Origin of the sequence: Archangium sp. (assembly GCF_045802675.1) — a bacterium.
Lineage (GTDB): Bacteria > Myxococcota > Myxococcia > Myxococcales > Myxococcaceae > Archangium.
The window spans coordinates 104,385-120,528 of the sequence record NZ_JBJMQO010000017.1; the positions used below are offsets into that span (position 1 = coordinate 104,385).

Below are 16,144 nucleotides of genomic sequence, written 5' to 3' on the forward strand. Positions count from 1 at the left end.
CGCGCACGCCGAACGAAGCCCCTTCCGGTCGCGCTTCGTCCCGACTGGTCCGACCATCGGACCAGTCGCGGGAAAACGCGCCCGGAGCCCCCCTGACAGGCCTAGCTCAGGGCCGGGGGGCATCTCGGGGCGCGGACTGGAACACCCGCAGCAGGAAGGCCACCGAGGGGAAGATGAGGACGGCGCCCACCGCGAGCGCCACCAGCAGCGAGCGCAGCGTGGCCGCGGGCGCCGCCGCGTCCTGGAGGGTGAGGTCTGGCACCACGAGGTAGGGGTACTGCGAGGCCGCCCAGCCCAGGACGATGAGGCCCACCTGCGCCGCGGCCGCCACGCGCGCGAGCCAGAAGCGCCGGGCGAGCAGCAGCGCGAAGGCCGTCACCGCCGCCACCGCCGTCGCCGCGTGCAGCACCAGCGCGAAGGGCGAGCCCGTCAGCCCCGCCCACACCCGGGGCGCCCCCTGCCGAGCGAGCACCAGCACCGCGAGCGCCGCGAGGAACACCGCCACACCCGCGCCCAGGGCCCGGCGCCGGAAGTCCTCCTGGAGCGCGGGCTCATCCGTCTCGGCGAGCAGGTACACGGCCGCGAGGAAGGCGAAGAGGCACAGGGCGAACAGCCCCACCGACAGCGCGAAGGGCGACAGCCACGCCGAGAAGAAGCCGCTCTCCACCACGAGCCCCCGCACGCGGATGTCGCCGCTCACGATGGCTCCCACGCACATGCCCAGCAGCGCCGGGGACACCACACTCGCCCCGCTGAAGACGAGTCCCCAGCGCCGCTGCACCTGGTCGCCCCGCGTGTCGTAGGTGCGGAAGGTGAAGGCCGTGCCCCGGAAGACGATGCCCAGCAGCAGCAGCGTCAGCGGCACGTGCAGCGCCACCGACAGCGCCGCGAAGGCCCTCGGGAAGGCCGAGAAGAGCAGCACCACTCCGATGATGAGCCAGACGTGGTTCACCTCCCAGACGGGGCCAATGGCCTTGGAGATGAGCGCCCGCTGCTCGGCCTTGCGAGGCCCCGAGGCGAGCAGGTCCCAGACACCTCCGCCGAAGTCCGCGCCCGCGAAGAGCGCGTAGAGGAGGAAGGCGCCCACCATCGCGCCGCCCAGCAGGAGCTCAGTGGACATGGCCCACCTCGTGCGAGTGCGACTCCGTGTTGCCCGGAAGCGTGCCCGCCACCTGCCGCATCAGGAGGAACACCACCATGGCCCCCAGGAAGAGGTAGACGAGCGTGAACGTCAGGAAGGGCACCCACAGCGATTGCACCGGCGTCACCGCCTCGGACGTGCGCATCAGCCCTCGGACAATCCAGGGCTGACGTCCCCACTCGGTGACGAGCCACCCCGCCTCCAGCGCCACCGCCCCGAGCGGCCCGCACAACAGCCAGCCCCACAGCACCCTCCGCCCCTCGGGCCACGCCTCGTGCCGCCAGCGCAGCAGGAGCGTCACCAGCGCCAGCAACGCCATCAGGCTCCCGGTGCCCACCATCACCTCGAAGGCCAGGTGCACCTTCGCCACCGGCGGCCACTCGTCGCGCGGGAAGGCGTCGAGCCCCTTCACCTCCGCGTCTGGATTCCGGAACGCCAGCAGCGAGAGCCCCTTGGGAATCTCCAGCCCGTAGCGTGTGGTGCGCGTCTGCGCGTCCGGCAGCCCGCCCACGGTGAGCGGCGCGCCCCGCTGCGTCTCGAAGAGGCCCTCGGCCGCCGCGAGCTTCGCCGGCTGCATGTGGGCGATGTGCTCGGCCTCCAGGTCTCCCGCGAGCGGCTGGAGCAGCGCGGTGACGCACGCCAGCGGCAGCGCGATGGAGAGCGCCTTGCGGTGGAAGGCCGCCCCGGGGTGGCGCAGCAGCACGAAGGCGTGGATGCCCGCCATGGCGAAGGCACTCGCCTGGTAGCTGGCCAGCAGCACGTGCAGCACCTGGTATTGCCAGCCCGGGCTGAACATCGCCGCCACCGGGTCCACGTTCACCGGCCCGCTCGGCGTGGGCGTGAAGCCCGCGGGGTGGTTCATGAAGGCATTCACGAGCGTGACGAAGAAGGCGCTCGCCGCGCCACTCACCGCCACCATCACCCCCGAGAAGAGGTGCAGCCCCGGGGAAATCCGCTCGCGCCCGTACAGGTAGATGCCGAGGAACACCGCCTCGGTGAAGAAGGCCGTGCCCTCCAGCGAGAAGGGCAGCCCGATCACCTCGCCGTAGGTGCCCATGAAGTGGGGCCACAGGAGGCCCAGCTCGAAGGACAGCACGGTGCCGCTCACCGCGCCCACCGCGAAGAGGATGGCCGTGCCCTTGGCCAGCTTGAGGCTGAGGTGCGCGTAGTCCGCGTCGCCTGTCCTCCGGGCCTTCACGTCGCTGAGCACCATCAACAGCGGCAGCGCGATTCCCGCCGCCGCGAAGACGATGTGGAAGGCGAGGGACATCCCCATCTGGGCACGCGCGTAGAGCAGGTCGTCCATGGCGGGGATGATGTACCGCCCAAGAGCCGACAGGAAACACGAACGCGGCGCCCCCCGTCGCCGGAAGGTGCCGCGTCCCGCGTCTCGAGCCAGGCACTACGCGTGGGCAGGGGAATGGTTGATGCGCAGCCCGAGACGTTTCTTGCCAGAGGACTCCGGGTTCTCCTCGGAAGCAGGCACCAGCGAGCGCACGGAGCGCTTGGCCAGCGCCGAGGCCAGGGTGGTGGCGAAGATGAGCACCAGCTTGCGGCCGAGCTCGATGGCCATGGGGCGCTCCTCGGCGTGGGAGGCCACCCGGTCCGGGTGCGCCCAGGCGCGGCGCAGCGCCTCGCGGCGGTGCTTCCACAGAATCTCCTCGCGGTGACGGCGCCGCCACCAGGAGTAGCCCACGCCCACCAGCGACAGCCCCACGGCGACGACGGCCGCCTGGCGCAGCAGGTCGCGGTTCTTGTCGAGCGCGTGGCTCACCTGGTAGCGCACGTCCATGGCGCGCTCGCGGCGCCGGTCCAGCTCCTCGAGGGTGAGCAGCAGCTCGTCGCGCAGACGGTCCGCCGTCTTCTCCACCTGCTCGCGGTCATCCATGCCGGCGGTGATGTGGCCGGGGCCCTTGTTCTCCTGCTCGCTCATTGCAGTGTCTCCCGGGTGCGGGCGAGGTCCGTCTTCAACCGTTCCTGGGTATGGGAGAGGGGCTTCTTCGGCAGCCGCTTGTAGCCGGCGAAGGCGAGGCCCCCGCCCACCAGCAGCAGGAAGACGCCCACCAGCAGCACGCCGAGCCACTGCGCCACGGGCAGCGCCAACCCCACCGCCACGAAGAGGGCCGCCAGGCTCACCAGCGCCAGCACGCCCCCGGCGCCCAGGAGGATGCCGGAGGTGCGCGCCGCCTTCACCTCCTCGCGCAGCTCCTTCTTGGCGTGCAGCACCTCGGCCCGCGCCAGCAGCCGGGCCTCCTCAATCGCATGACGGACGAGCTCCGCCATGGACAGGGACTCCAGTTGCTCACGCTCCAGACGCTCCGATTCGAGTTCCACGTCGCCGCCTCCCGGGGCATCCGGCGGGCGCCCGGGGGTCCTTCCCGGGTGCGTCCCGCTCTTCTCCCGCGGAAGGTGGGAGCGGGACGATTCCAGGGGAAGCCTGTCCGCCAGAACCCAGGGACGCCCGGCCCCCTCCTCTACGAGGCGAGCGGGCAACCAGGGGCCCGCAGCCCCGTCTGGGAGGAGTGTCCGCTCAGCGGCGGCGCTTGGGGTGCGTTGGGTGGTGTTGGGCGAGCGCGGTGGCGAGCGTCTCGCGCACCTGCCGCGCCTGGAAGAGCCGGTCCGCGGTGTCGAGCAGGGTGTCGGCGTACAGCACGTGCTTGCGCAGCCGCGCGGGGATGGCGGCGGTGCCCAGGTGCGCGCCGAGCAGGGCGCCGGTGCACGCGGCGGCCACGTCGGCCTCGCCCCCGCAGCGCAGGGTGAGATCCACGGCCTGGCGGAAGTCGTGCGGCACCTTCAGCGTGGCGTACAGGCTGGTGAGCAGTACCGGCACCACGTGCGGCGGCAGGCCGTCCACGCCCTTGAGCTGGCTGGGCGGCACGCTCACCTTGCGCAGCTGGCCGAGCGCCCGCGCCGTGTCCCACGTGAGCAGCCGGGGCAGGTGCCGCAGCTCCTCGGCCAGCTCCTTGTCGTGCGACGCGGCGGCGAGCGCCAGCTCCTCGCAGAACTCGGCGGGCGTGGGCGGCTCCTTCGTGGTGAAGCCCATGGCAATGGCCTGCGCGAAGGCGGCCGCGGCCCCCGCGCACGTGGGGTCCTTGTGCGTGAGCACCGACAGCACGCCCGCGTCGTGGCGGATGCGCACCCGGCTCTTGCTCTCGAAGAGGCCCACCACCACCGCACGGCTGAGCACCGAGTGGCACTTCACACCCATGGGCGCGCCCGCGCTCATCCACGGCGTGCCCTGCGCCAGCTTCTGCAGCGCCTCGGCCAGCCCCTTGGGCGGCTGGAGGATGATGCCCTCCTGCCACAGCCACGCCAGGTGCGCCGCCGCGCTGCGCCCATCCACCTTGCCCTCGCGGATGACGCTCTCGGCGGCCGCGAGCATCAGCTGCGTGTCATCGGAGAACTGGCCCTTGGCGAACTTCCCCCGGGGCCGGGGCGCGAAGTCCTCCGTGAGCCCAGGCAGGCGCGCGAGGCTGGCCGGTGGGATGCCCCGCAGGGGAAACCCCAGGGCATCCCCAATGGCGAGCCCCAGGAAGGCCGCATGAAATCGGTCCTGGCGCTCGGCGGGTGTCAGCGACATGGGGAGCGGCAAGATAACCGAGCCGCGTTCCATGACTAGCCCCGTCTTTCATCTCTTCGTGAGTTCCCCGCATGCCGGCGCACAGGTTGGGTGAAGGGTGCTCTCCCACCACAAGGTCCGAAGCGCTTCAGGGATCACGACCGAGGTTGACAACGGCCTGCAGTCTCGCCACCACCGCCTGCGCGCCCTGGTGCAATCGCACGCCGTCCCAGAGCGCCGGGGTCGTGTGTCCACCGAGTTCTCGCCAGGCCGACTCGGCCTCGGGGAAGGCGACATTGCGCAAGCGCACCCGGTCCTCGAGCGCGTAGTCCACCACGTAGCGGCGCGCCTCGGCCGAGGGCGGGTCGGCGATGCGGTGGAAGAGCTCCAGCACGCGCCCCGTCATGGCCGGGCCTTCAGCTCGCCCCGTCGGCGCTCACCGCGGGCTTGAGGAAGTAGCTGGTCAGCTTGCGCGGACTGCGCCGCAACAGGTCCTCCAGCGTGTACTTGTCGAGCGTGGCCTGGAAGGCGCGCGTCGCCTCGTTGAGCACGCCGATGAGCCCGCAGGCCGGGGTGATGGGGCACTGGTTCGTTTCCGGATCGAAGCACTCCACGATGTGGAAGTCCGGCTCCATCTTGCGCACCACCTGGCCCACGGAGATTTCCGAGGGCGGCCGCGCCAGCACGACACCGCCGGAGCGTCCCGGCCGCACTTCCACGAACCCGTGGCGGCCCAGGCCCTGCACCACCCGCACGAGGTGGTGCTTGGAGATTCCGTACGCGTCGCTCACCTCACCCGTGGACACCACCCGGTCCGGGTGAACCGCCAGGTAGAGCAAGACGCGCAGGGCGTAGTCAGCGTGAAGAGTCAGATGCACGAGCCATCACTCCCGCTCCCACCTGCGGCGGAGGTGTGCTCGGGAGGAAGGCATCCGCATGGATGTCCTTGAGCGACAGACCGGCGAGGAAGAGCTTCTTCCTCAGGGATAGCACCAGGTCCGGGTTGCCGCACAGGTAAGCTCTCCAACCGGCCAGCCGGGGGCAGGCTTCCTTGATGAGCGCCTCCAGCGCGCCCACGGAGACCCCCACCCGTTCCTGTCCTCTCAGAACACAGGGGCGATACTGGAGACAGTTGTAACGGGATTGTAACTCGCGAAGCGCCTCGACGAGGTAGAGGCCCGAGGCCTCGACGGCGCCGTGGAAGAGCCAGATGGGCCCGGTGTGCCCTTGCGCGAGCGCGTCCCGGACGATGCCTTGGAGCGGCGCGAGGCCCGTGCCGGTCCCGGCCAGCAACAGGGGCTGCTCGGGCCTGCCCGGCACGTAGAAGCAATCGCCCGCGGGCCCCTGCACCTCCAGCACGTCCCCCGGCCGCGCCTCGTCGAAGAGCCAGCCGCTCATGCGGCCCGAGGCCACGCGGCGGACGTGCAGCTCCAACGAGTCCTCGTGGGGCTGACTCGCGAGCGAATAGCTGCGGGCCAGCCCATCCGTGCGCAGCAGGGACACGTACTGGCCGGCCCGGTACTCGAAGGGCCTCTCGGGGCGAAGCCGCACGCGCAGCACGCTGTCGCTCAGCCGCTCCAGCGCGGCGATGCGCGCGGGCACCCTCAGGTCCGCGCCCGCTCCCGCCACCTCGAGCTCGTTCTCCGGATGGCACGCGCAGGCGAGGAAGTAGCCGCGGGCCTTGAGCGTGTCCTTCAGCCCCCCCTGGGCCTTGGCAGGCACCTCGCCACGCTCGGCTCGCATGAGGCAGGACTGGCACGCCCCCGCCCGGCATGAGTTCGGCACCTCCACCCCCTGCCGCAACAACCCGTCGAGCACCGACTCGCCTTCGTCCAGCCCGTACCACTGCCCCTCGTGCTTCACCCTCGCCATGCGCGTGCCCTCTTATTCTTCAGCGGTTGAGCACGTCCGCCCGCGCGCTCTCGGCGATGGCCAACACCTGGTCCACCAGCGGCTTCGCCACGCCCAGCTCCAGCAGCGTCGCCGCGAGGTTCTCCGCCACCGCGTTGAAGTGCTTGTCGTTGAGCCCCTGCTTCACCAGGTGCGCGTGCCCCTTGCGCATGTCCTGGCCCGAGTACGCGCTCGGCCCACCGCACACCATGGTGAGGAACGCCTTCTGCTTCGCCGACTGGCGCTCCATGTCCACGTCCTCGAAGAAGTGGCTGATGCGGTCGTCCGACAGCACCTTGCGGTAGAACAGCTCCACCGCCGCGCTCATCGCCGGCTCCCCGCCAATCTGCTCGTACAGGCTGCTCCGCTTCTCCGTGACGTCGTTCCCCATGGGCGCTCCCTGTGTGGCCCTCTTCGGGCCCTTTTTCGATGCATTCAACATGCATCTTTAAAGATGTATTTGAAATGCGCTTTTTTTCACCCGACGTCAAGCAGGAGACCGTACGGGGCGGCCACCGGGGTGGGCGGGAGTGGAAGCGCGCGGGCAGGCGCCCAAGCACGTCATGCGGGCGGTTGGCTGGAGAGGCGGGGGGACGGCTGGCGGCCGGGGCGACTCGAAGGGACGAGCCGATCATCCTGGCACTGCGCTGCCGTGAAACCGTGCTGCTCGGGGGGGTGGGGAACCCGGGTCCGCGATACCCTCACCCCGTCCCTCTCCCGGGGGAGAGGGGTGCTCGTTACCGCGTGACCCGCACCGAGGCTCGACGACTCGGGCTTCAGCGCAGCGAGGCGGCGTTCATGCGCGCCGTCTCACGGCGCACCGTCGCCTGCTCGAGGTCGAAGCGCACGTCGTCCGCCGACATGCCCTTCATGCGCTCCTGCGCCTCCTGCATGCGCTTGCGCGCCGCCTCCACGTCGATGCCCGTCACGGGCTCGGCCACGTCGGCGAGCACCAGCACCTTGTCGTTGCTCACCTCGGCGAAACCGCCGGCCACGAAGTAGTACTCGCGCCGCCCACCGTCGATGAGCGTCAGCGGGCCCGGCTCCATCAGCGTCAGGAACGGGGTGTGGCCCGGCCGCACGCCAAACAGACCCTTGCCGCCCGGGACGATCGCCTCGTCCGCCTGCACCGACAGGATGCGCTTCTCGGGGGTCACAATCTCGACCGTCAGCTTGGCCATGGGCTTCCGTGCTCCCTGGGTACCGCTCTTTTCAGAACTGCAACTGGTGGGACTTGCCGCCCACCGTCTCGAACTCGATGCGCCCGGCGTCCGTCAGGCGCGGGCCCTTGCCCGGAACCGAGAGCAGGCCCTCCAACCACTTGAGGTGCTGGCTCATCTGCCGCACCTCCGTCAGCTCTTTCTGGGCCACCAGGTCCAACAGGCCGCGCTGCTGCACCCGCGCGCCCTGCCGGTCCACCTCCACCGCCACCACCGTGTTGGCCCACGCGGGCACCTTCTTGTACTTCTTGCCCGGCAGCTTCTGCGTGCCCTTGGGCGCCAGCGGGTAGAGCACCCACACCCGCTCTCCGTCATTGGAGACGAAGTACAGGTCGTCCACCCCGCCCACGCACTGCTTCACCTTCCAGGCGGGGCCGCTCTCCTTCGACACCTCCAGCGTGCACTTGTCCGGCGCTTCCTCCACCAGACGCACGCTGAAGGTGCCGTTCGCGCTCACCCGCGCACGGCTGGAGCGCTCCGCGGCCTCGGCCGGGAGCGACACCAGCACCATCATCAACACGAGCGCGGAGCGCGACACGCGGGGCGACCTCCGGGTTCCCACGGGGACTGAATCAGGCCGCCGCCATCTTGCGGGCCTTCTCCAGCGCCTCGTCGATGCCGCCCACCATGTAGAAGGCGGACTCGGGCATGTCGTCGTGCTTGCCGTCGCAGATCTCCTTGAAGCCCTGGATGGTGTCCTGGAGCTTCACGTACTTGCCCGGGGCGCCGGTGAACACCGTGGCCACGAAGAAGGGCTGCGAGAGGAAGCGCTGAATCTTGCGGGCGCGCGCCACCACCTGCTTGTCGTCCTCGGACAGCTCGTCCATGCCGAGGATGGCGATGATGTCCTGCAGCTCCTTGTAGCGCTGGAGGATGCCCTGCACGCGGCGGGCGACCGTGTAGTGCTCCTGGCCCACCACGTCCGGCGACAGGATGCGGCTGGTGGAGTCGAGCGGATCCACGGCCGGGTAGATGCCCAGCTCGGAGATGGCGCGGTTGAGCACCGTCGTCGCGTCCAGGTGGGCGAACGTGGTGGCCGGCGCGGGGTCGGTCAGGTCGTCGGCGGGCACGTAGATGGCCTGCACGGACGTGACGGAGCCCTTGGTGGTGGAGGTGATGCGCTCCTGGAGGCTGCCCATCTCCGTGGCGAGCGTGGGCTGGTAACCCACGGCGCTGGGGATACGGCCCAGGAGGGCGGACACCTCGGAACCGGCCTGGGTGAAGCGGAAGATGTTGTCGATGAAGAGGAGCACGTCACGGCCCTCGACGTCGCGGAAGTACTCCGCGATGGTCAGGGCGGTGAGGGCCACGCGAGCGCGGGCGCCGGGCGGCTCGTTCATCTGGCCGTACACCAGCACCACCTGGCTCTCCTCCAGGTTGTCGATCTTGATGACCTTGGAGTCCTGCATCTCGTGGTACAGGTCGTTGCCCTCGCGGGTGCGCTCCCCCACGCCGGCGAACACCGAGAAGCCACCGCGCTCCACGGCCACGTTGCGGATGAGCTCCTGCAGGAGCACCGTCTTGCCCACGCCGGCGCCGCCGAACAGGCCGATCTTCCCGCCACGGGTGTAGGGGGCCAGGAGGTCAATCACCTTGATGCCCGTCTCGAACATCTGGACGCGCACGTCCTGCTCGACGAACAGGGGCGGGGCGCGGTGGATGGGCCAGGACTCCTTGGCGACCACGGGGCCCTTCTCGTCCACCGGATCGCCGGTGACGTTGAGGATGCGGCCCAGGGTGGCCTTGCCCACCGGCGCCTGGATGGGAGCGCCCGTGTTCTTCACCGGCTGGCCACGGCCCAGACCCTCGGTGGAGTCCATGGAGATGCAGCGCACCGTGTTCTCACCCAGGTGCTGAGCCACCTCGAGGGTGAGGTTGTCGGCCGCCGCGCTGATGTTGGCGTTGGTCACCTTGAGGGCGGTGTACACCTCGGGGAGCCCACCGGGCGGGAACTCCACGTCGACCACAGGACCGAGAACCTGGGTCACCTTACCTACCGTCGGAACTTGAGCGCTCATGGAATGTCTTCCGTCCCTCGTCAAAATTGTGGCCCGGGGGATGGGCGGGCCCCCTCTACAGGTGGCCTCCCCCAGGGGTCAAGCTTCGCGGCCGCGAGGCCAGAAGCGAAACTTCTACTTCAGAGCCTCCGCGCCGGACACGATCTCCATCAGCTCCTTGGTGATCACCGCCTGGCGGGTGCGGTTGTAGGTCAGCGACAGGCTGGCGATCATGTCCGAGGCGTTGCTCGTGGCATTCTCCATCGCGCTCATGCGGGCGCCGTGCTCGCTGGCGACGCTCTCCAGCAGGGCGCGGTAGAGCTTGATGGACACCGCCTGGGGCACCAGCCGGTCCAGCACGTCCTGGCGGCCCGGCTCGTACTTGAAGTCCACCAGGGCCTGGGTGGGCGCGGCCACCGGAGCCGTCTGGCCGACCTGAGCCGCCGTCGGAGCGCCCACGGAGAGCGTCTGCAGGGGCAGCAGCTGGGCCAGCGTCACCTTCTGGCTGATGGCGGAGAGGAACTCGTTGTAGACGACGTAGACGGCGTCCACCTCGCCGCGCATGAAGCGGGCGCTCATCTCCTCGGCCACCCCGGCGGCCTGGGTGTAGTTCAGCCGCTGGTAGAGGAAGCCGAAGTCCTTGCGCATCTTCTGGCCGCGGTTGCGGAAGAAGTCGTTGCCCTTGCGGCCGACGGTGGAGACCTCGATCTCCAGGCCGCTGTTCTCGTAGAGGAAGCGGCTGGCGCGGCGGATGACGTTGGAGTTGAAGCCGCCGGCGAGGCCGCGGTCCGACGTCAGGAGCAGCAGCTCCACCTTGCGCACCGGGCGCGAGGTGAGCAGCGGGTGGGCCAGGCCCTCGCCCTCGGAGCGGGTGGCCAGGTCGGAGATGATCTGGTCCAGCATCTGCGCGTAGGGGCGCGCGGCGATGATGGCGTCCTGGGCCTTGCGCAGCTTCGCGGCGGAAACCATCTTCATCGCCTTGGTGATCTGCCGCGTGTTCTTCACCGAGCGGATGCGCTTGCGGATATCGCGAAGGGACGCCATGGGGCCACCAACTCCTCTGGAAACGCGGGCCTGAGCGCCCCTACCAGAGAGGGGGGCGGGACCCGGACGCGGGCCCCCTATATAGGGCGGTGTGGCGGCCGGTCAACCATGGCCTTCCAACAACCGGGAGCCCCCTGGCCCACGCCGGGCATCCAGGCACGGCTTGGAGTCCCTCCCCCGGGGGTGCCGTGACTGTCCCCCGGGCTTAGCCTTCGAGGGCAGGTTCCCAACGCCGTCAGTGGAGCTCCACCCATGGCCTCCCTCCGTGGCCCGGTACTCATCGTGGAGGACGACCCGGACACCCGGGAGTCGCTCCAGCACTTCCTGGAGTCCCACGGCTACCTGATACGCCTGGCCAGCCACGGCAAGGAGGCCCTGGTGCAGTTGGGACGGAGGCCCCGGCCGGCGATCATCGTGCTGGACATGTCCCTGCCCGTGATGGACGGCCACCGGCTGCTCACCGCCCGCAAGGCGGATGAGGCCCTGCGCTCCGTCCCCGTCATCATCCTCTCGGCGGCCATGGCGGGGATGAGCCCGAGGGACAGGGCCCTGTACGCCACCCACCACGAGGTGGCCGCCTTCCTGAGCAAGCCGGCGGACCCCCAGCAGGTGGTGGAGGCCGTGGAGCGCCATGCCCTGAAGGCCGAGGATGCCAGCGCCGGTGTCCCCGTCTGAGCAGCAGGCGAGAGAGCGGTTTCCCAACGGGAATGAAGGGACGAGAATGGGCCTCCCGGTGGTTGGGCCGGGGACCATGCGGAGAGGCGGCGACAAGGCACGTCAGGTGCGCAGGTGGGTGCGCGGACTGCTGGCCCTGGGGCTGGCGGTGCTGCTGGGCGTGTCGGTCGTGTCACTCTACGTGGAAAAGCGCTACGCGGACCGGATCATCCCCCGCGCCGAGGCCCCCCAGGCCCCGGTGGCGCTCGTGTATGGGGCGGGACTGGCCCCCGGGGGCGTGCCCTCGCCGGTGCTCGCCCAGCGGCTGGACGCCGCCATCGCCCTCTACCACTCGGGGAAGGTGGACACGCTGCTGCTCAGCGGGGACAACTCGGACCCCTTCCACGACGAGACGCGCGCCATGCTGCGTTACGTCCTGGACCGGGGCGTGCCCGCCTCGGCGGTGGTGGAGGACGACGCGGGCCTGTCCACCTACGACAGCTCCGTGCGCGCCCGGAACGTCTTCGGCGTGCGCGAGGCGGTGCTCGTCACCCAGCGCTTCCACCTGACGCGCGCCCTCTACATCGCCAACTCGGTGGGCATCGACGCCTGGGGCGTGGCCGCCGACGAGGGCCGCCCCCGCACCCGCCGCTACGCCCTGCGCGAGACGTTCTCCCGCGTGCTCGCCCTGGGCATGGTGCTCTCCGAGGCGCAACCCCGCTACCCCTCCGGCCGGACGCTGACTCCGCCCCGCTGAGCCCCGGGACAGGCGGGCAGCCTCGCTCTGTTGCGTGGAATCCCCTGGGTTCGCACCGTTGGGGAGGAGCGGCCAACCCGGCGTGCTCGGAGGAAACACCATGCGATTCAAGAATCTCGGTTCCGAGGACGTGGGCGAGTCCGAATCCCTGCGCAACCGCGACCCCATCACCGGCCAGGAGCAGATCAACTTCACGGATACGGAGCTGACCGCCACCCCGCCCCTCGAGGACGACCCGGACTACCGGGACATCCTCCCGGATCAGATTCACGAGTTCCGGCGCGGTGACGAGGAGGAGCAGGAGGAGGAGATAACGGCCCGTCCGAAGGAGCCGTTACGGCCCCTTCCGCCCAACGACATGCCCGAGGGGTAGAGCCGCGCCCTTGGCGGCCCAGCCGCGACCGCGCTCCCAGGTGACGCCCCGCACGGTATGGACGGTGGCGTTGCACGTGCTGGCGCTGGGCTGGTGCGCGGGCTGGAGCGGCTGGGGACGAGCCGGGGCGTGGCGGTGCTCGGAGTGGCCCTGCTGGGACTGGGCCTGCTCTCGGCGCTGCTGATGACGCTGGTGCCGATGCTCTTCGAGCAGGGACGCCTGCTGACCCTGCCCATGGCGGGAGCGGTGCAGGTGCTGCTCCAGGACCGGCTGGCACGACGGCGCGAGCAGTGGCGCAACGGCAAGGCCGGGGTGACGCGCGGTCATCCTCGCCCCCGAGGACCAGGGCCCCCGCGAGAGGCCCCCGAGCGAGCCCCCCGCGCTCCACCACTGAGCGCCCGGCCCTCCTCACCTCACCGAAGGAGACGGGAGAAGGGCCCGGGAGACGGGCTCAACGCCGGCCACGCGCGGCGCCACGCTTGCCGGCCGCCTTCTTCGCCGGAGCCTTCTTCGCGGCCGCCTTCTTCGCCGGAGCCTTCTTCGCCGGAGCCTTCTTCGCGGCTGCCTTCTTCGCCGGGGCCTTCTTCGCGACTGCCTTCGTCTCGGCGGAGGGCGTCGCGGCGCCCTTCCCGATCGTGTCGGCCGGGAGCTGACCCGTCACTGCCTTCGCGCTCAGCTGCACCACGGCGGCGGCCTTCTTCGCGGCCGTCTTCACCCCGGCAGCGGCCTCCTTCACCACCCTCCGTGCGGGCGCCATGGGCGCGGCCTGCGCCTCGCCTCCCTCCTTCATGAGCTGCCCCACACGGCGCTCGGCGGCGGCCACCACCGGCTGCCGCAGGAGCTCGTCGGCCCGCTGCTCGGTGTCCTCTTCGGATTCCTCTTCAACCGCGGCCCGCTCCTCCTCCTCCTCGCCCTCCTCCGCCCCGGCCGTGACCTCCTCCTCTTCGTCCTCGTCCTCTTCGGGCTGCTCGCCCTTCTCGTATTCCACGTGCAGATCGCTCAGCGCGCCCTGCACCGCGGAGAGGGCCCGGGCGTAGGTCCTGTCACCGAACTCCTCCACCTCGGCGGGGGGCACGAGCACCTCGAGCATGTCCCGCAGCGACTTGTACAGCCGCAGCTCGCGCTGCTCCGTCTCCCAGGTGCCGTAGATCCAATCATCCTCCAAGAGCGACTCGGCCCAGCCCGGCAGGGGACTATCGGCCTGCTCCACCATGGCCGACTTGCGCGCGGCGAAGAGCTGCCGGTGCGGCCCCTTCACGCCGATGCGCCACACGCCCGCGGCCGGCAGGCTCTCCAGCTTCAGCCGCGTCTTCTCCAGCACACTGAGCGCGCCCTCGGGGCCATGCAGCGGGAAGAGGTGCACCTCGCCCTGGAACTCACCGCCATCGAACCGCTGGTACAGCGTGCCGAGCTCCTCGGGGAAGGGCACCCCACACTCGGTCTCCGCCCGCCGGATGTCCTCGGAGCCCACTCCGGCCGCTGTCCGCTTCGCCGACTTCTGAAGTCCCTCCAACCACTCGTACATGTCCCCTCCGCGTCGAAGGGCCCCAACTTATGGCGCCCGGGGCCTGCTGCGCAGTACGCCTCGTCGGATATTGTGCACGGCCAGCGCCCACGCGGGCATCCTTTCCTCACCCGCCACCAGCCGCTGATCCCGTGTTGAGTCAACCCACGGGAACACCCCTCCACATCCCTTCTGGAGCCCTCATGAAACGCCTCCTCCTCCTGATCCCCGTCGCCCTCTCCCTGATCGCCTGCGGCCCCAGCCACGAGGGCACCGTCACCTATCAAGTCCATCTCAAACCGAGCAGTGTCACCGGCAGCACCATCGCCGACGACGTCCACGTGGACCCCGACGAGACCCAGTGGAAGGCCTTCCTCGCCCAGGCCCGCACCGAGCTGGACGAGGCCCCCACCCGCTTCGAGGTGACGGGCGTGCGCATGCAGCTGGACGTGACGAAGTCGAAGAACGTGGGCCTGCTCCAGGACGTGCTCACCGGCGAGGTGACGTCCTTCCTGCGCGTCAGCGCCACCGGCGCCCAGGTGGACATCGCCGACACCGAGGACCCCACCGGCAGCGCCCAGGTGGAGCTGGACACGACCGGCAACTCGCTCGAGGCCCTGGATGCCAGCCTGGCCAAGGGCGATTTCCACCTGGGCCTGCGCGGGAGCACCCCCAAGACGCCGAGCGGCGACTTCGACGCCCTCATCACCCTCACCCTCGACGTCACCACGCGATAGCCGCCTCCGACTCCAGGGCTCCCCCGCCGGACCGGGGGGGGCCCGTCCGGCCGTCCCCCTCCCCTGTCCTCCCGCCCCCTCCCGAGCCCAGCTTCTTCCGCAAAGTCTTTCAAGGAGCGGAGCACATGATGCGCTCGTGGGGACGGTGGGTACTGCTCGGGGCGATGGTGATGGGCGGCTCGGCACTGGCGCAGGGACAGCCGGGTGCGTCCCAGCAGATTCCGGAACAGCAGTCGCAGCCGCACCAGAAGAGGGACCCCATGGCGGACCAGGCCGCCATGCTGAGCCAGCCGATGGTCTCCAACGGCGTCCCGGCCTTCCTCTCGCAGTTGCAGAAGGTCAACGAGACGGAGATCGCCCTCGGCGAGCTCACCCACCAGAAGGGCTCCACGCCCGCGGTGCAGCAGTACGGCGAGCACATGGTGCAGGACCATCAGAAGGCCCTGAAGCAGCTCGCCGACTTCGCCAAACAGCACAACATCACGCTCGACCCGATGGCGGGGCCCACCAACGACGTGCAGCGCCGGCTCCAGGGCCTCACCGACGCCACCAAGTCCGTGCTGCCGCTGCTGCAGGGGCCGCTCTATGACCAGCAGTACCTGGCCTCGCAGGTCGCCGACCACGACCGGAACATCCAGATCGTGACGATGGGCCGCCAGCTCTACCCGGACCTCGCGCCGGTGCTGGATGGGCTGCTGCCCGTGCTCCGCGAGCACCGGGACCGTGCGTACCAACTGCTCGGCCAGTCCCAGCCGCGGGCCGAGGCCACCCCGCCCCAACCAACGCAGCAGCAGGCGCAGACTCCCGAGCAGCAGCGGCAGGCCCGCCCGGCCCCCGCCAAGAACCGCTGAGCCCACGGCCTGGCGCCCGCTTCCCCGGTTGAAGCGGGCGCCCTCCGCCGTTACTCAGGGGGCCCATGTCCCATCCCGTGAGCTACGACGCGACGACGGAGACCTTCGACGCCCTGGTGATGGAGCCCCGGGGTGAGCTGGTGGTGGTGGACTTCTGGGGACCCGGCTGCCCCAACTGCGACATCTACGCGGCCGCCGAGCCCTCGCTGCTCTCCGAGCTGGAGGGCGCGCGGATGCGCGTGGTGAAGGTGAACGCGTACGAGCACGAGGAGCTGGCGCGGCGCTTCGGGCTGTTCGGCATCCCCACCTTCCTGCTGTTCCGCGACGGCAAGCTGCTCGGGAAGATGAGCCAGTACTACGGGCGCGAGTACTGGCTCGGCGTCATCCGGGACCACCTGCCCCCGGCCTGAGCGCCGC

The 16,144-nt window shown here is 70.3% G+C and carries 20 protein-coding genes; 6 read left to right on the forward strand and 14 right to left on the reverse strand.

The annotated features are described in order from the left end of the window. Positions 1–106 precede the first annotated feature (106 nt). From ACJ8AN_RS03920 to atpG, 13 genes are all read right to left on the reverse strand, one after another. Complete coding sequence (locus ACJ8AN_RS03920; RefSeq protein ID WP_407753854.1) at positions 107–1,120, reverse strand: cytochrome d ubiquinol oxidase subunit II; 1,014 nt, start codon at positions 1,118–1,120, stop codon at positions 107–109. Next, entirely contained in the window at positions 1,110–2,447 is a 1,338-nt protein-coding gene (locus ACJ8AN_RS03925; RefSeq protein ID WP_407753855.1) for a cytochrome ubiquinol oxidase subunit I, read from the reverse strand. The genes ACJ8AN_RS03920 and ACJ8AN_RS03925 overlap by 11 nt, the downstream gene beginning before the upstream one ends. 96 nt (positions 2,448–2,543) lie before the next feature. Next, a complete protein-coding gene (locus ACJ8AN_RS03930) occupies positions 2,544–3,074 on the reverse strand; it encodes a hypothetical protein (RefSeq protein ID WP_407753856.1) in 531 nt (176 codons plus the stop codon). Next, complete coding sequence (locus ACJ8AN_RS03935; protein ID WP_407753857.1) at positions 3,071–3,475, reverse strand: phage holin family protein; 405 nt, start codon at positions 3,473–3,475, stop codon at positions 3,071–3,073. Before ACJ8AN_RS03935 ends, ACJ8AN_RS03930 begins: the two co-directional genes overlap by 4 nt. A 196-nt stretch (positions 3,476–3,671) precedes the next feature. After that, a complete protein-coding gene (locus ACJ8AN_RS03940) occupies positions 3,672–4,721 on the reverse strand; it encodes an ADP-ribosylglycohydrolase family protein (RefSeq protein ID WP_407753858.1) in 1,050 nt (349 codons plus the stop codon). A 127-nt stretch (positions 4,722–4,848) separates the two neighbouring features. Then, positions 4,849–5,106, reverse strand: a complete 258-nt coding sequence (locus ACJ8AN_RS03945) for a hypothetical protein (RefSeq protein ID WP_407753859.1) — start codon at positions 5,104–5,106, stop codon at positions 4,849–4,851. A gap of 10 nt (positions 5,107–5,116) precedes the next feature. After that, positions 5,117–5,578, reverse strand: coding sequence for an RrF2 family transcriptional regulator (locus tag ACJ8AN_RS03950; RefSeq protein ID WP_407753860.1), 462 nt, complete (start codon positions 5,576–5,578; stop codon positions 5,117–5,119). Continuing rightward, complete coding sequence (locus ACJ8AN_RS03955) at positions 5,556–6,572, reverse strand: 2Fe-2S iron-sulfur cluster-binding protein (protein WP_407753861.1); 1,017 nt, start codon at positions 6,570–6,572, stop codon at positions 5,556–5,558. The genes ACJ8AN_RS03950 and ACJ8AN_RS03955 overlap by 23 nt, the downstream gene beginning before the upstream one ends. A gap of 19 nt (positions 6,573–6,591) precedes the next feature. Next, the gene (locus tag ACJ8AN_RS03960; protein WP_407753862.1) at positions 6,592–6,981 is read right to left on the reverse strand and encodes a group I truncated hemoglobin; all 390 of its coding nucleotides are present in this window, start codon (positions 6,979–6,981) and stop codon (positions 6,592–6,594) included. Between the two features lie 385 nt (positions 6,982–7,366). Next, positions 7,367–7,771 (reverse strand): F0F1 ATP synthase subunit epsilon, encoded by a 405-nt coding sequence (locus tag ACJ8AN_RS03965; RefSeq protein ID WP_407753863.1) that lies wholly within the window; start codon positions 7,769–7,771, stop codon positions 7,367–7,369. 31 nt (positions 7,772–7,802) lie between these two features. After that, positions 7,803–8,348 (reverse strand): hypothetical protein, encoded by a 546-nt coding sequence (locus ACJ8AN_RS03970; protein ID WP_407753864.1) that lies wholly within the window; start codon positions 8,346–8,348, stop codon positions 7,803–7,805. A gap of 34 nt (positions 8,349–8,382) precedes the next feature. Continuing rightward, positions 8,383–9,828 carry a F0F1 ATP synthase subunit beta gene (gene atpD, locus ACJ8AN_RS03975; RefSeq protein WP_407753865.1) on the reverse strand — a complete coding sequence of 482 codons (1,446 nt, stop codon included), beginning with the start codon at positions 9,826–9,828 and terminating at the stop codon, positions 8,383–8,385. Between the two features lie 114 nt (positions 9,829–9,942). Then, positions 9,943–10,851 carry an ATP synthase F1 subunit gamma gene (atpG, locus tag ACJ8AN_RS03980; RefSeq protein WP_407753866.1) on the reverse strand — a complete coding sequence of 303 codons (909 nt, stop codon included), beginning with the start codon at positions 10,849–10,851 and terminating at the stop codon, positions 9,943–9,945. 252 nt (positions 10,852–11,103) lie between these two features. On the opposite strand from atpG, the gene ACJ8AN_RS03985 reads away from it, so the two are divergent. The 3 genes from ACJ8AN_RS03985 (at position 11,104) to ACJ8AN_RS03995 (ending at position 12,635) form a co-directional block, all read left to right on the forward strand. Further along, positions 11,104–11,526 (forward strand): response regulator, encoded by a 423-nt coding sequence (locus ACJ8AN_RS03985; RefSeq protein ID WP_407753867.1) that lies wholly within the window; start codon positions 11,104–11,106, stop codon positions 11,524–11,526. 76 nt (positions 11,527–11,602) lie between these two features. Next, positions 11,603–12,262, forward strand: a complete 660-nt coding sequence (locus ACJ8AN_RS03990; protein ID WP_407753868.1) for a vancomycin high temperature exclusion protein — start codon at positions 11,603–11,605, stop codon at positions 12,260–12,262. 100 nt (positions 12,263–12,362) lie between these two features. After that, positions 12,363–12,635, forward strand: coding sequence for a hypothetical protein (locus tag ACJ8AN_RS03995; protein ID WP_407753869.1), 273 nt, complete (start codon positions 12,363–12,365; stop codon positions 12,633–12,635). A gap of 451 nt (positions 12,636–13,086) precedes the next feature. Here ACJ8AN_RS03995 and ACJ8AN_RS04000 read toward each other — a convergent pair whose 3' ends face one another. Beyond that, positions 13,087–14,160 (reverse strand): SMI1/KNR4 family protein, encoded by a 1,074-nt coding sequence (locus tag ACJ8AN_RS04000; protein ID WP_407753870.1) that lies wholly within the window; start codon positions 14,158–14,160, stop codon positions 13,087–13,089. 182 nt (positions 14,161–14,342) lie between these two features. Between ACJ8AN_RS04000 and ACJ8AN_RS04005 the strand changes: the two genes are divergently transcribed. The 3 genes from ACJ8AN_RS04005 to ACJ8AN_RS04015 all read left to right on the forward strand — a co-directional run bounded on the left by ACJ8AN_RS04005 (position 14,343) and on the right by ACJ8AN_RS04015 (position 16,137). Next, positions 14,343–14,876, forward strand: coding sequence for a hypothetical protein (locus tag ACJ8AN_RS04005; RefSeq protein ID WP_407753871.1), 534 nt, complete (start codon positions 14,343–14,345; stop codon positions 14,874–14,876). A 125-nt stretch (positions 14,877–15,001) separates the two neighbouring features. Continuing rightward, complete coding sequence (locus ACJ8AN_RS04010; protein WP_407753872.1) at positions 15,002–15,727, forward strand: DUF4142 domain-containing protein; 726 nt, start codon at positions 15,002–15,004, stop codon at positions 15,725–15,727. Between the two features lie 65 nt (positions 15,728–15,792). After that, positions 15,793–16,137, forward strand: coding sequence for a thioredoxin family protein (locus tag ACJ8AN_RS04015; RefSeq protein ID WP_407753873.1), 345 nt, complete (start codon positions 15,793–15,795; stop codon positions 16,135–16,137). Positions 16,138–16,144: the final 7 nt, after the last annotated feature.